This is a genomic window from Streptomyces sp. NPDC045287, from assembly GCF_056432325.1.
This window is the reverse complement of the sequence record NZ_JBWKJG010000001.1, coordinates 24747-38009: the sequence shown is the minus strand read 5'-3', so window position 1 is coordinate 38009 and position 13263 is coordinate 24747. Positions and strand designations below refer to the sequence as shown.

14 protein-coding genes are annotated in these 13263 nt (G+C 75.3%); 5 read left to right on the top strand and 9 right to left on the bottom strand.

Annotated features, from left to right (window positions below):
* Positions 1 to 64: 64 nt before the first annotated feature.
* From AC07D6_RS00215 to AC07D6_RS00190, 6 genes are all read right to left on the bottom strand, one after another.
* Positions 65 to 634, bottom strand: coding sequence for a hypothetical protein (locus AC07D6_RS00215; protein WP_479040788.1), 570 nt, complete (start codon positions 632 to 634; stop codon positions 65 to 67).
* Positions 635 to 751: 117 nt separating this feature from the next.
* Complete coding sequence (locus AC07D6_RS00210) at positions 752 to 1531, bottom strand: HAD-IIA family hydrolase (RefSeq protein ID WP_315876238.1); 780 nt, start codon at positions 1529 to 1531, stop codon at positions 752 to 754.
* 83 nt (positions 1532 to 1614) lie between these two features.
* The gene (locus tag AC07D6_RS00205; protein WP_479040786.1) at positions 1615 to 3156 is read right to left on the bottom strand and encodes an alkaline phosphatase family protein; all 1542 of its coding nucleotides are present in this window, start codon (positions 3154 to 3156) and stop codon (positions 1615 to 1617) included.
* A gap of 423 nt (positions 3157 to 3579) precedes the next feature.
* The gene (locus tag AC07D6_RS00200) at positions 3580 to 3843 is read right to left on the bottom strand and encodes a hypothetical protein (RefSeq protein WP_479040784.1); all 264 of its coding nucleotides are present in this window, start codon (positions 3841 to 3843) and stop codon (positions 3580 to 3582) included.
* Between the two features lie 514 nt (positions 3844 to 4357).
* A complete protein-coding gene (locus tag AC07D6_RS00195) occupies positions 4358 to 5134 on the bottom strand; it encodes a hypothetical protein (RefSeq protein WP_315876241.1) in 777 nt (258 codons plus the stop codon).
* 410 nt (positions 5135 to 5544) lie between these two features.
* Positions 5545 to 6615: an ROK family protein gene (locus tag AC07D6_RS00190; RefSeq protein ID WP_479040782.1), complete on the bottom strand. Its 1071-nt coding sequence runs from the start codon at positions 6613 to 6615 to the stop codon at positions 5545 to 5547.
* 56 nt (positions 6616 to 6671) lie between these two features.
* Between AC07D6_RS00190 and AC07D6_RS00185 the strand changes: the two genes are divergently transcribed.
* Positions 6672 to 7751, top strand: a complete 1080-nt coding sequence (locus tag AC07D6_RS00185) for a Gfo/Idh/MocA family oxidoreductase (protein ID WP_479040780.1) — start codon at positions 6672 to 6674, stop codon at positions 7749 to 7751.
* Between the two features lie 232 nt (positions 7752 to 7983).
* Here the strand turns inward: AC07D6_RS00185 and AC07D6_RS00180 are convergent, their stop codons facing one another.
* From AC07D6_RS00180 to AC07D6_RS00170, 3 genes are all read right to left on the bottom strand, one after another.
* The gene (locus tag AC07D6_RS00180) at positions 7984 to 8841 is read right to left on the bottom strand and encodes a fumarylacetoacetate hydrolase family protein (RefSeq protein WP_315876245.1); all 858 of its coding nucleotides are present in this window, start codon (positions 8839 to 8841) and stop codon (positions 7984 to 7986) included.
* Between the two features lie 103 nt (positions 8842 to 8944).
* On the bottom strand, positions 8945 to 9673 hold the full coding sequence (locus AC07D6_RS00175) for a YidC/Oxa1 family membrane protein insertase (protein WP_479041522.1): 729 nt from the start codon (positions 9671 to 9673) through the stop codon (positions 8945 to 8947).
* Between the two features lie 225 nt (positions 9674 to 9898).
* Complete coding sequence (locus AC07D6_RS00170) at positions 9899 to 10192, bottom strand: DUF6412 domain-containing protein (RefSeq protein WP_315876247.1); 294 nt, start codon at positions 10190 to 10192, stop codon at positions 9899 to 9901.
* Positions 10193 to 10334: 142 nt separating this feature from the next.
* Between AC07D6_RS00170 and AC07D6_RS00165 the strand changes: the two genes are divergently transcribed.
* The 4 genes from AC07D6_RS00165 to AC07D6_RS00150 all read left to right on the top strand — a co-directional run bounded on the left by AC07D6_RS00165 (position 10335) and on the right by AC07D6_RS00150 (position 12897).
* A complete protein-coding gene (locus tag AC07D6_RS00165; protein ID WP_315876248.1) occupies positions 10335 to 11351 on the top strand; it encodes an SEC-C metal-binding domain-containing protein in 1017 nt (338 codons plus the stop codon).
* Positions 11352 to 11562: 211 nt separating this feature from the next.
* Positions 11563 to 11940, top strand: a complete 378-nt coding sequence (locus tag AC07D6_RS00160; protein WP_479040778.1) for a very short patch repair endonuclease — start codon at positions 11563 to 11565, stop codon at positions 11938 to 11940.
* 51 nt (positions 11941 to 11991) lie between these two features.
* A complete protein-coding gene (locus AC07D6_RS00155; protein WP_479040776.1) occupies positions 11992 to 12456 on the top strand; it encodes a hypothetical protein in 465 nt (154 codons plus the stop codon).
* 39 nt (positions 12457 to 12495) lie between these two features.
* The gene (locus AC07D6_RS00150; protein ID WP_479041520.1) at positions 12496 to 12897 is read left to right on the top strand and encodes an NgoMIV family type II restriction endonuclease; all 402 of its coding nucleotides are present in this window, start codon (positions 12496 to 12498) and stop codon (positions 12895 to 12897) included.
* Positions 12898 to 13263: the final 366 nt, after the last annotated feature.

Sequence of the window (13263 nt, the reverse complement as noted above, 5' to 3'; positions counted from 1 at the left end):
CGGACAGGGCGAGGCGGGGCGAGGCAGGGCGGGACAAGGCGAGGTAGGGCGGGGCGGGGTCCGGTCAGTCCGCGTCCGGTCCGCGGCGGCGGCGACGCGCGGAGCGCACCGCGACGGCGACGGCGGCGGCCGTGGCGAGGACCAGGCCGATCACGGTGTGCCGGGTGCCCGGCCCCTGCTCGGCGACGCTCGGCGCGTCCGCGATCGGCGCGGCGGTGCTCCCCCCGCCGGCCCTGGTGGGGGCGTGCGGGCCGGGCTGCGGCGCCGGATCGACGCGGACACGGCCGGCGTCGCGGTGGTCGCGGCCGTCGCAGACGACGCTCAGCGGGTACGTGCCGGCCGCCGTGCCCGACCGGACGGTCGTGCCGCCGCGCAGGTCGCCGCCCGCGCCGCCGGTGCGCCCGGACAGCTCCGCGTCGGCGACGAACACCTCGGACCGGACCGTCCCGCCCGGCCCCGCGCAGCCCTCGACGCGGACCTCCACGTCACCGCCGGGCGCCGCGACCGCCGGGACGACCACGGCGGTGACCCGCGCCCCCGGCGGGTCGCCCACCGGGGCGGGGCCGGCCGCCGGGACGAGCACGAGGACGACCGCCACCGCCGCGGCACGTACGGCAACCACACCTGGACGCATCGTGAACCTCCTCGTAGAGGAAGATTCACCCGGGCCGGCGCTCCCCGCATCCGCAGCGGCCGCCCCCACCGGCCCCTACCGGGCGGTAGACGGCCCGCGACCTCGGCTCTCGGCCGGTCAGATCCGATCGACCAGATCAGCGATGGAGTCGACCACCGACGACGGGCGGAACGGGTAGCGGTCCACGTCCGCCGGCGTGGTGAGCCCGGTGAGGACGAGGAACGTCTCCATCCCGGCCTCCAGGCCGGCCAGCACGTCCGTGTCCATCCGGTCACCGATCATGGCGCTGGTCTCGGAGTGGGCGCCGATCGCGTTGAGCCCGGTCCGCATCATCAGCGGGTTCGGCTTGCCCGCGAAGTACGGGTCGCGGCCGGTCGCCTTGGTGATCAGCGCGGCGACCGAGCCGGTCGCCGGGAGCGGGCCCTCGGTGGACGGGCCGGTCTCGTCCGGGTTGGTGCAGATGAAGCGGGCACCGGCGTTGATCAGACGGATCGCCTTGGTGAGGGCCTCGAAGCTGTACGTGCGGGTCTCGCCGAGGACCACGTAGTCCGGGTCGTGGTCGGTGAGGACGTACCCGATGTCGTGCAGCGCCGTCGTCAGCCCCGCCTCGCCGATGACGTACGCGGTGCCGCCGGGCCGCTGGTCGTCGAGGAACCGGGCCGTGGCGAGCGCCGACGTCCAGATGTTCTCCACCGGCACGTCCAGGCCCATGCGGTACAGCCGGGCGTGCAGGTCGCGGGCCGTGTAGATGGAGTTGTTGGTGAGGACGAGGAAGGGCCTCTCGTTGTCCCGCAGCTTCCTGATGAAAGCGTCGGCGCCGGGGATCGGTACGCCCTCGTGGATGAGGACGCCGTCCATGTCGGTCAGCCAGGATTCGATCGGCTTGCGCTCTGCCATGGGGCGGGACTCCTGCCGTACAGATACCGCGTGGTGCGTGCTGGGGGCGCCGCGACAGCGCTGTGGCGGCGCCCCCAGGGTAATCACGATGTGCGGATCTTGACCCCGTCGACCACCCAGTACCAGTTGTTCGAGCCGGTGTAGTGGAAGCGGAAGTGGACCGTGGAGGCCCCGGCGGGCACGTCCACGGTCAGCGACTGCGGCTGGGCGACCACGTCGGAGGCGTAGGCGCGGACGACGGCCGGGGTGCCGCCGTTGAACGAGGCGAGGACCTGCGCGGTCTGGCCGGTCTCCTGCCGGTAGTGCGTGGTGAAGTCCAGCGTCACCTTCGTCTTACCGGCGACGCCGTACGCGGGGGTGACCAGCGTCGACTCGAAGCGGCCCGAGCCGGCCGCGTCGGCCCACTCGTCGGAGTCGGCGACGGCGAAGACGCCGCGGGCGCGGACGTTCAGCTCGCGCCACTGGTCGCGCTGGGTGCGGGACCAGAAGTCGTCCGTGGAGAACGACCAGCCGCGCCACTCGGTGATCCCGCCCGTTCCCATGGCGTTGTTGACGACGGACCAGCCGGTGGGCGGGGTGTGGGTGAAGCCGAGTACGCCCTGGGGGACGCCGGTCTCGTCGACGCGGCCGGAGAGCGTGCCGTACAGGGAGTCGAACGGGTCGGTGGACCGCTCCTGGATCGGCCGGCCGTCCAGGCCCCACGCCGGGTCGGGGACGATGCCGAGCTGGTGGAAGACGGTCGCGGCGACGTCGACGAGGCGCGTGTCGTGCGGGCGGGCCCCGGCGGCGATGCCCGGGCCGGTGGCGAGGACGAACGTGGACCGCTCGGCGATCGAACTGCCGCCGTGGCCGCCGGCGTCGACGTGGCCGTGGTCGGTGCAGACGAGGACCGTCCACCGCTCGGCGGCGCGGGTGGGGCGGGCCTCGATCGCGGCGAGCATCCGCCCCAACTGGGCGTCCTGCACGGCGATGGCGTCGAGGTAGCGCCGGCCCGTGCCGGACGCGTGGGCGACGACGTCGGTGTTGCCCAGGTAGACGAAGAGCACGTCCGGGTCCTGGTCGCGCAGGACGGAGACAGTGGTGGCGGTGATGGTCTCGTCGTGGGCGACGTAGCCGTCGCGGTCGCCGTCCAGGACCAGTTTGGCGTCGGCGCCCGCGGTGACCGTGCCGTACGTGTCGAGCGGCTTCCAGTCGACGGCGGCGAACAGGGACAGCTCGGGCCGCACCTGGTGGAGGCGGGCGAGGAAGCCGGGGTAGCGGGCGTAGTCGCGGCCCGTGAACGTGTTGTCCCTGACTCCGTGCTTGTCGGGCCAGACGCCCGTGGAGACCGTCGACCAGCCGGGGCCGGAGGACGTGGCGGCCATGGGAGCGGCGTACAGCAGGGACGTGCCGAACGTGCCGGCCGCGCGCATCGCCTTCAGGTGGGGGGCGTTCGCCGCGTCGATGAGGTCGTGGCGCAGACCGTCCATGCCGACGACGAGCACCTTGTCCCGGCTGGCGCCGGGCGGGAGCACGGGTGCGGCGGCGGTGGCGGCGTGGGCGGCGGCGGTTCCGGTGGCGGCGAGGGCCGCGGTGGTCGCGGTGGCGGCGAGCACGGTGCGGCGGGGTATGCCGGCGGTCGGCATGTGCGGGTCCTCCGTGGGTCCGGGCGGTGGTGCGGGGTGGTGGGGCGGTGCGCGGGCGCGGCTCGGTGGTGGTGGTGGTGGTGCGGTGCGCGGGCGCGGGGCGCGGGTGGGCGGTGATGCGACGAGCGGGTGGGCGCGGGTGGCGCGGCGGTGCGTGCGCGGGTCGGCGGCGGTCGGCGGCGGTGCGGCGCGCGGGTGGGCGCGGGTCTTGGTGGGACGGTGCGGGCGGGGCGGCGCGGGTGGTGCGGTGGTGCGGGTCGTGGTGGCGGTGGACGGCGTGGCCTGGGCGTTGTGCGGCGTACGGGCGGGCGCGGGTCGTGCGGCGTACGGGCGGGCGGGCGCGGGGTGTCGTACGGGCGAGCACGCGGGCGGGGTGGTGGTGTGGCGCTGGGCCGGGTCCGTACGGTGGACCGCCGGTGGGCCTCAGCTTCCGGTGGCCGTCTTCCGCGCCCCGATGTGCGACGCGGGGCTCTTCCCGGTGTCCGCCCGCTCCGGCTCGAAGACCTCCGTGCCCTTCGTGGGCCGGTCGAGCGCGACGGCATGGGCGTCGTGGGCGTCGTAGGCGGCGGCGAGGAGTTCGACCTCGTCCGCCCGGGGCTTGTTCAGGCGCTCCCTGGTCGGTCCCTGCCCGCCGCCGAAGTCGCGCACCGCCCCGATGGCGGCCCTCTCGGTTCCCGTGGCTCTCACGCCGGAAACGGTCGTGCCGACGGATGTCCCGACCGGGTCGGCGGGGCGACGGGCCGGTGAACGAGCGACCAAAACTGGTCTGGACCAGTTGTCTCCTCCCGATATGACCGGGCGTCAGCCGGGGTGGGGCCGCCCGAGGCGGGGGGGCGAGGCCGGAGCGGTCCCCGCGGCAGAGGCTCCGGACGCGTTCGGGGACCGGGCCGCGGCGCCACGGGACGACCGGGGCGGCAGGGGTGGCGCGGGCGGGGGCCGACGAGCGGCGTCCCGGCCTCCCGCGGTCCCCGGGCCCCTCGGCGAGCAGCGCGACCCGCGCCCCGGCCGCGTAGCACTTCGGCACCCGCCCGTGCTCGGTCCCTCGGAGCGGACGGGGGCACCGGGTGCTGGGGGGGCACCGGACGACTCGGACGGTCCGTACGGCGGCGCCCCGGGCTCGGGCGGGCTTCCCCCGTCCGGGGCGAGCACCCCGCCCGGGTGGGCGCCGGACCGCGGCGGTGCCACGGCCGTTCCGGGTGCGTCAGCGGCGGCGGGACCGGGGGCGGATGCGGGTGCGGGACAGGTGGACGGCCGCCGCACCGAGGACGAGGCACGCGGCGGCCGTCGCGGCCAGCGGGAGGAGGTGGGAGGTGGCGCGGCGGCCCGTACCGGCCAGCTCCCCCGGAGGGGCGGTCCGAGACGGTTCGGGTCCGGTGAGGGCGAAGCGGTACGGCGGGGACGTGCCGACCCAGTCGCCGTCGTCGCCCCGGCGCTGCACCACCGCCGCGGTGGCCGTCACCTCGTCCGGATGGGCGCCGGCCGCGAAGGCGAGGTGCACCGGGACGCGGACCGTGCCGGACGGCGGGACCGTGAACCCGGCGAAGGCGCGGTCGGTGTCGTCGTCGAGGACGCCGACGATCTCGCGGTGGTCGGTGTGCTCGACGCGCACCGGGCGCGGGCCGCCACCGGCCGCGGTGGAGAACGCCATGCGGACCCCCGCCGGGGTGAGCCGGCCCGACGCGTCGGTGAGGACGATCACCGGATGGATGTTGTGGCACGGCCGCCGGGTGGTGTTCGTCAGCTCGACGTACCAGGTGCGGGGCGCCGCGCCCGGCTCGTACGCCGCGGGGCCGCCGGTGATGCGGGTGCGGAGCGGGAAGACCGCGGCCTTGGGGTCACCGCAGTTCGGCTCGCGGCCGGCGACCGCCACGTCGGCGCGCGGACCGGCGTGGGCGGCCGGGGCCGGGAACGGGGCGGGCGCCGGGATCGCGAGGACGGCCAGCGCCGCCGAGGCGGCCAGGGCGGTACGCACGCGCATGGGGACTGCCTTCGCTGCTCACCGGACGGTCGTCCCCGGAGGTCTTCCACCGACGGGGCGCCCTCCCCCGCCGGTACGGCGGAATGCGCCCGATCGGCCCAGACCCCACCGGCCCGGCACCCGGCCGGGTCAGCGCCCCGCCGGGTCGCGCCCTCCGCCGGCCGGCACCTGATCGGCCCGGCGCCAGGCCGGCTCAACACCCCACCGCCCCGGGTCCCCACCGACCCGGCGTCCGACCGGCCCAGGACCCCACCGCCCCGGGACCTGATCGGTCCGCCACGCCACCGACCCGGCACCCGGCCGCCCCGGGACCCCACCGACCCGGCGTCCGACCGGCCCAGGACCCCACCGCCCCGGCACCCCACCGCCCCACCGCCCCGGCGCCCCGGCGGGTCAGACGCCCCGGCGGGTCAGACGCCGAAGACCGGGGCCAGGACCAGTTGGGCCGCGCCCTCGGCGATCAGGTGCGGGGTGCCGGGGGCCAGGGCGGCGGGGACCGCGGGCCCGCCCGTGCGGCGGGCGCGTTCCGCGAGCGCGGCGGCCACGCCCCGTACGAACGGCTCCGGCGCCGCCGCCACGACCCGGCCGCCCAGCAGGACCCGGTCGATGTCCAGCAGCCCCGCCAGGTTCGCGGCGCCGACGCCCAGGACGCGGGCCGCCTCGTCCAGGTCGCCGCGGGCGGCGGCGGCCAGGCACAGGGCCTCCAGGCAGCCCCGGCCGCCGCACCCGCACACGGCGCCGTCCAGCCGCACCGTCTGGTGCCCGAACTCGCCCGCGCCCGTCCGCGCGCCCCGGTGCAGCGCGCCGCCCAGGACGAGGCCGGCGCCCAGCCCCGTACCGACGTGGACGTACGCGAACGACCCCGCACCCGGCTCCCGCAGCGCCAGGGCCAGCGCCGCCGCGTTGGTGTCCTTGTCGAGCGCCACGGGCAGCGCCGCTCCCAGCCGCCGGGCCAGGACGTCGCGCAGGGCGTCGCGCAGCGGGAAGCCGTCCCACGCGGGGAAGCCCGTCACCCGGTGCGGCACCCCGGCGGTGTGGTCGAGCGGCCCCGGCATGGCCACGCCGACACCCATGAGCGTGCCCTTGCCGCGCAGCGCGGCCACCTCGCCGGCCGCCGCCGCCAGGACGTCCCCGGGCCCGGCGCCCAGATCGAGGGCGCCGGTGCGCGCCGCGACGGTCACGCCCGCCAGGTCGACCAGGACGGCGGTCAGCCGGTCCCGGTCCAGGTGCAGGCCCACCGCGTGGGCGGCGTCCGGGACGAGGCGCAGCAGCGTGCGGGGCTTGCCGCCCGTCGACGGGCCGCGCCCGGCCTCGGCGGCGAGGCCCTCCTCCCGCAGCCGGGCGGTGATCTTGCTGACGGCCTGCGGGGTGAGTCCGGTCCGCTCGGCGACCTCCAGCCGGCTCACCCCGTCCCCGCCGGCCGCGCGGAGCAGGCCGAGGACGCGGGCGGTGTTGTGGCTGCGCAGGCCGGAGAGGTTCACGCCCGCATTGTGGGGCCCGGCTTGCGGTAACGCAACAGCGTTGCTTAAGTAGCGGCATGAGCACTCCTCCTCCCCTGCGCGTCGGCCTCGTCGGTTACGGCCTGGCCGGTTCCGTCTTCCACGCCCCCCTGATCGCCGCGACCGGGGGCATGGTGCTCGACACGGTCGTCACCGCGAACGAGGAGCGCCGCCGACAGGCCCGCGCCGAGTTCCCGGACGTGCGCCTGGCCGCGTCGCCGGACGAGCTGTGGGCGCGGGCGGACGAGCTGGACCTGGTCGTCGTCGCGTCCCCGAACAAGACCCACGTGCCGTTCGCGACGGCCGCGCTGGAGGCCGGCCTGCCGGTCGTCGTCGACAAGCCCGTCGCCGGTACGGCGGCCGAGGCGCGGGCCCTGGGGGCGCTGGCGGCGGAGAAGGGCCTGCTGCTCTCCGTCTTCCAGAACCGCCGCTGGGACAGCGACTTCCTCACCCTGCGCGCCGTCCTGGAGAGCGGCGAGCTGGGCGGCGTGCGGCGCTTCGAGTCCCGGTTCGAGAGGTGGCGACCGCTGCCGAAGGGCGGCTGGCGGGAGTCGGGCGCCCCGGAGGAGATCGGAGGGCTGCTGTACGACCTGGGCAGCCACGTCGTGGACCAGGCGCTGGTGCTGTTCGGCCCGGCGGTGCGGGTGTACGCCGAGGTGGACGTGCGGCGGCCCGGCGCCGAGGCGGACGACGACACGTTCCTCGCGGTCACCCACGCGGGCGGGGTGCGTTCGCACCTGTACGTCAGCGCGACGGCGGCCCAGCTCGGCCCGCGCTTCCGGGTGCTGGGCGAGCGGGGCGGTTTCGTGAAGTACGGGCTCGACCCGCAGGAGGCGGCGCTGCGCGAGGGCGCCCGGCCGGCCGCCGGGGAGCCGTGGGGCGTGGAGCCGGAGGCCCTGTGGGGGCGGATCGGCGCGGGCGAGTCGCCGGTGACGGGCGGCGGACGGCCGGTGCCGTCGCTGCCGGGCGACTACCCGGCGTACTACGCGGCGGTCGCGTCCGCCCTGCGCGGGGGCACGGCCCCGCCGGTCACCGCCGAGCAGGCCGCGGCGGCGCTCGACGTGCTGGAGGCGGCGCGGCGCTCGGCGCGCGAGGGCGTGACGGTCGAGCTGGCGTGACGGTCGCGCCGAGGTGACGGCGGGCGGCCCTGGGCGGCGGGCCCGATGCGCCCGCGCCCAGCCGAGCAGGACCGGCGGGCCGGGCAGAAGGACCGAGCGGACCGGACCGGCGAACCGAGCGGACCCGACATGCGTGCCCGACGGACCGACCAGGTCGCCCGGACCGGTCGGACCGCCCGGACCGATCGGTGGACCGGGCGGGCGCCCCGCAAGGGCCGCCCGGTCCCGCCCGTCAGGCGTCCTTCAGCTCCTGTCGCTGGCGGCCCAGGCCGTCGATCTCCAGCTCCACCACGTCCCCCGCCCGCAGGTACGGCTTCGGTTCCGGCCGGCCCATGGCGACGCCGGCGGGCGTACCGGTGTTGATGACGTCGCCCGGGTGGAGCGTCATGAACTGGCTGACGTACCGGACGACCTCCCCGACCGGGAAGATCTGGTCGGCCGTGCTGCCGTCCTGCTTCAGCTCGCCGTTGACCCACAGGCGCAGCCGCAGGTCCTGCGGGTCGGGCACCTCGTCGGCGGTGACGAGCCAGGGGCCGAGGGGGTTGAACGTCTCGCAGTTCTTGCCCTTGTCCCAGGTGCCGCCGCGCTCGATCTGGAACTCCCGCTCCGACACGTCGTGCGCGACCGCGTACCCGGCGACGTGGGCCAGGGCCTCCTCCGCGGAGTCCAGGTAGCGGGCCGTACGTCCGATGACCACGGCCAGCTCGACCTCCCAGTCCGTCTTGCGGCTGCCGCGCGGGACGAGCACCGTGTCGTACGGCCCGACGACCGTGTCGGCCGCCTTCAGGAAGACGACCGGCTCGGCGGGCGGTTCGGCGCCCGTCTCGCGCGCGTGGTCGTGGTAGTTCAGCCCGATGCACACGACCTTGCCGACCCGGGCGACCGGCGGGCCGATCCGCAGCCCCGTCGCGTCCAGCGGGGGCAGGACGCCGGCCCCGGCCGCCGCCCGGAGGCGGTCCAGCGCGGCCCCGTCGGAGAGCAGGGCCGCGTCGACGTCCTCGACGAGGGCCGACAGGTCGCGCAGGATGCCGTCCTGGTCGAGCAGGGCGGGGCGCTCGGCGCCCGCCGGTCCGACGCGCAACAGCTTCATGGTCTCTCTCCCTGGTGGTCGAGGTGGCCCCGGCCGATGGGGTGCGGCCATCGTCAGGATTGGTCGATCCTCCAAGACATCGGATCACCCCGCAAGCCCGTGTTCACGTACTGGACCGCCGCCCGGCCCCGTGCCCGGCCCCGCCCGGGGCCCCGCCACCGGCGCCCCCGCGGTCCGGCCGGTGCAGTACGGCCCGCTCGCCCGCGCTCCAGGTGGTGCTGGTCACCACGTACAGCGCTGCCGCCAGCGGGACGACGGCGACGGTCACGAGCGTCGCGAACGACAGCAGCGGCACGAACCGGAGCACCTGCCCCATCCCCGGCACGGCCGGGTCCGCCGGCACCGCGCCCATCTGTGCCCGGGTGGCGCGGTACGTGTACGTGGCGACGGCGGCCACCAGCGCGAACAGCGCCAGGTACACCAGCCCGGGCCGTCCCAGGACGCCGCCCTGCGCCAGGGCGTCCGCCCACCGGCCGCCCAGGGGCGCGCCCAGCAGGGAGTGGCCGGACAGCTCGTCGCGGGAGAAGAGGTGGTACAGCAGGAAGAAGACCGGCACCTGGAGGAGGCCCGGCAGGCACCCGGCGAGCGGCGACACCCGCTCGCGCGCGTGGAGGTCGAGCACGGCCCGCTGGAGGCGGTCCGGGTCCTTGGCGTACTTCTTCCGCAACGCCGCGACCTGCGGCGCGAGCCGGGCGCGGGCCCGTTGGCCGCGCGCGGCGGCGACGGCGAGCGGGAGGAGTGCGGTGCGGACGAGGAGGGTGAGCAGGACGATCGCGGCGGGGGCCGGGACGATCCCGGAGAGCCACGTGAAGAAAGCCACGAATGCAGACAGGGCAGACAAGGGGAACCCCTGAGTCGTCGTGCCGTCGTACCGACGGCCAGGCCGGAGTGAGGAACGCACGGCGTGGCGGCGGAGCGGGCGGGACGGGACGCGCGGGGGAACCTCGCCCATGGGCCAGGAGGCCCTGTGGACCAGGAGATCCCCTGGATCAGGAAACCCCGTGGACCGGGAGACCCTGTAGACCAGGAGACCTCGTGGACCGGGAGGTCCCGTGGATCAGGAGACCGCGACCGCGACCGCCGCCGGGAGGCGGCGGCCGGGCGCCCTCGGGCGCCGGCGCCCCGAGGCGTCGGGGTCGCGCTGCGGCAGGAACGCGGTGCGCCGGTCCCGGTCGCGCAGGGCGGTGCGCACCCGCGTGGGCGGCACGGACGGGACGCTGAGGGCGCTGACGACGGCGCAGGCGACGAGCGCGGCGGCGGCGAGGGCCACGGCGGAGAGGGAGGGGCCGTCCGCCAGGAGGACGACGGCGAGGAGGAGCGGCAGCAGCAGGCGCAGGAACGTCCCGTACACGCCGCCTCCCTCCCCGTACACACGGCTGTTCTGCCCGCCACCGTACAGGAGTTCACCCAATGGGCGTCCGGCGCCCCCGCGCATCCGACAGGTCGCCCCCAACCCCGCCGGAGGCGGGGCGCACAGCAGTACGGTGGTGACCATGCGCCTCGACACGCCTGCTGACCACACCAACGAAGCCGAGCGCCTGCTGCGCACCGCGGAGCAGTACCCGGGGGACCGGGAGCCGCTGTTCCTGCGGGCCGCCGCGCACCTGGAGCTGGCCGGCGACCGCGCCCGGGCGACGACGCTGTACGACACGCTGCTGTCCACGCCCCCCGAGCCGGAGAACCCGCACCTGGTGCGGGCGCTGAAGGCGGCGAACCTGTGGGAGTACGGCCACGAGGCGGAGGCCCGCGCCATCATCGACGGCCTGCGGGCGACGACGCCGACCGACGCGGCGGCGTGGGAGATCGCCGGGGAGGCGCTGGAGGCCCACGACGAGCTGGAGGCGGCGGAGGAGACCCTGACGGCGGCGGCACGGGCGCTGGTGCCGCTGCCGCACGAGCAGGAGGTGCCGTACGCGGCGCAGTCGCTGCTCACCTCGCGCCACCGGGTGCGGCGCCTGTTGGCGCGGGAGCACGACGACTGGGACGTCCTGGCGGACCGGCTGCACACGGGCACGGTCCCGCTGGACGAGCTGCACGACCCGAAGCGGACGTGGGCGCTGGGTTCGTCGGACCCGGCGGAGCTCCAGGCGGAGATCACCCGCCTGCGCAGCGAGCTCGGCTCGTACCGCACGGCCCTGTCCCGCCCGTTCCCGGTCGCCGTCCTGCTGTGGCCGCGCGAGGAGCTGGCCGAGCTGCTGGCGGCCTATCCGGAGCTGGAGGCCGAGTACCCGACGCACGAGGCGCACCTCACCGACCTGGAGGCGTCCCTGCGCGAGTTGGCCGCGGCGGGCACCCCGAACCTGGGCGTCGTGCAGGGCACGGTCCCGTCGTACGAGGCGTTCGCCGCCTCCGAGGGCGCGTCCCCGTCCCAGGCGGCGCTCCTCCCCCAGTACGCCACGACCCTCGCCGCCCGGGGCCGTGCCCTCCCCTGGCCCCCGCCCCGCACCGCCCCCTGCTGGTGCGGCTCGGGCACCCCGTACGCGGACTGCCACGGCGGGGCGCGGCTGTAGGCAGGGGACGGACGGGGCTGCGGCCGGACCGTTCGAGGTCGTGTCCCCGCGGATGGCGGAGTGGTGCGCCCGGAGACGAACACCGTTCCGGAGCGCACCTCCGGCAGGGGGGCGACGATCTCGTGCGCCGACCCCGCATCGGTTCTCGGGCGGCTGGCACAATGGTCATGTGCACGCAGCAGTTCCGTCTTCGCCGAGCGTCTCGGCCCGCATGAGCCGCCAGTCCTCACGGGACACGGGACAGGAAATCGCGGTCCGCAAGCTGCTCCATGCCGCCGGTCTCCGCTATCGCGTTCATGTACCCGTTCCCGGCATGCCCCGCCGAACGATCGACGTCGTCTTCGGAAGGGTGAAGATCGCAGTCTTCATGGACGGCTGTTTCTGGCACGGATGTCCGACCCACGCGACTCGTCCCAAGAGCAATGCCGCCTGGTGGCGCACCAAGCTCGACAGGAACATCGCACGCGACCGCGAGACAACGGATCACCTGCGCGCCGCGGGTTGGACAGTTCTCCGCTTCTGGGAGCACGAGGACCCCCGGGACGTCGCCGAGGCGGTGATCAGGGCGAGGAACGAGCGGGCGGGCTAGGATCCCGGGCTGCTTCCGCCCCGACCGCCCCGAAACACAGCAGGAGCCTCTGTGCCGGCACCGTTCCTCCCACATCTCTGCGGCTACCGCGACGGACGCCCCAACACATCGGACAAGAACGACACCGGCTCCGTGGAACTCGGCCGGCTCTTCTTCGACGCCATGGGAATATCCCGGGACGCAGTGGCGAGCGACGGCGTGGGGAACACGATGGCAGGACTCCTCGCGGAGGACCTCGCGAAAACACTTTCCCTCGAAGCTCCGGACCTCGAGGTCCACACCGAGAAGCCGTTCACGTGCTTCGAGCAGTTCTCACATCTCCGCGCCACGGAGGAACTGCGCGGCGACATGGCCGTCGAGGTGGAGCGCGCCGTGGCCGATCTGCGCCGATTCTCGCAGCACTCCCCCGTCGACCCGACACTCATGGACGAACTCGGTGTCCACTTGGGGCGCATCGAATCCGAGGTTCGGGCGGCCGAGACCAGGCGGCGGGAGCTCCTCGACATCCTGGGGTAGGAGTCGGTCCTCGAGTTGGACATTATTGTCTCACGGCGCATGCCGAACCCACGCATGCCCGAGGTCCACTTGCAGCACCTTGTCACAGGCCTCTCCCTCAAGTGGACCCTGCGTACCGACCGGGCCCAGGACTGTCGGAGCCAGGGGGCGAAAATGGCCGCTCTGCGACGGGGCCGCATGCCGCATTTCGCGTCCGTGACCATGGAGCCCAGACCCTCGATGCTCGCACTGCTGGGCGGCGGCTCGGGCGATGTGGACTGCGTCTACCACCTTCATCTGCCTGCGCTCACCGCAGCCGTCGAGGAGTACGGTCGTGCCACTACCCGCCGGGGCGCGCCTCGTAAGGACCGCATCAGGATCCGTGACAACTTCCGACGCATGTGTGATCAACGTCGCATTCGCGACTACGACGAGCTGCGCAGTTACGTGGCGACACTCTGAAACCACGACTTCGAACCCGTACCCGGGTGCCCTTTTCCCGAAGTGCACCTCCACGTGGTCGTGGTACGGGACGAAGGTTCTGGAAGGGCAGGCGTCGTAACTCCGGACGGCGCGGTGTTCGGCAGTCGGACGAGGTGGTCCCCGTGTTCCGGCCGCCCTCGACCGATCCGGACGATCAGCGGAACGTGCGGGGCGGTGGGGTGTGCCGGGCGGCCGATGTCCGGGGTTGGTCGGTTCGAAGGCCGGGCCCGCACCGTGCACAGGCCCTCGGGTGGTGAATCCCCACGTGGTGGACGGATCGCGTGCACGATCCTTCCCGAGGTGCCCCGAAGTTCGCTCGGAAGCAGTGCTCCGGACGTTCCGCAC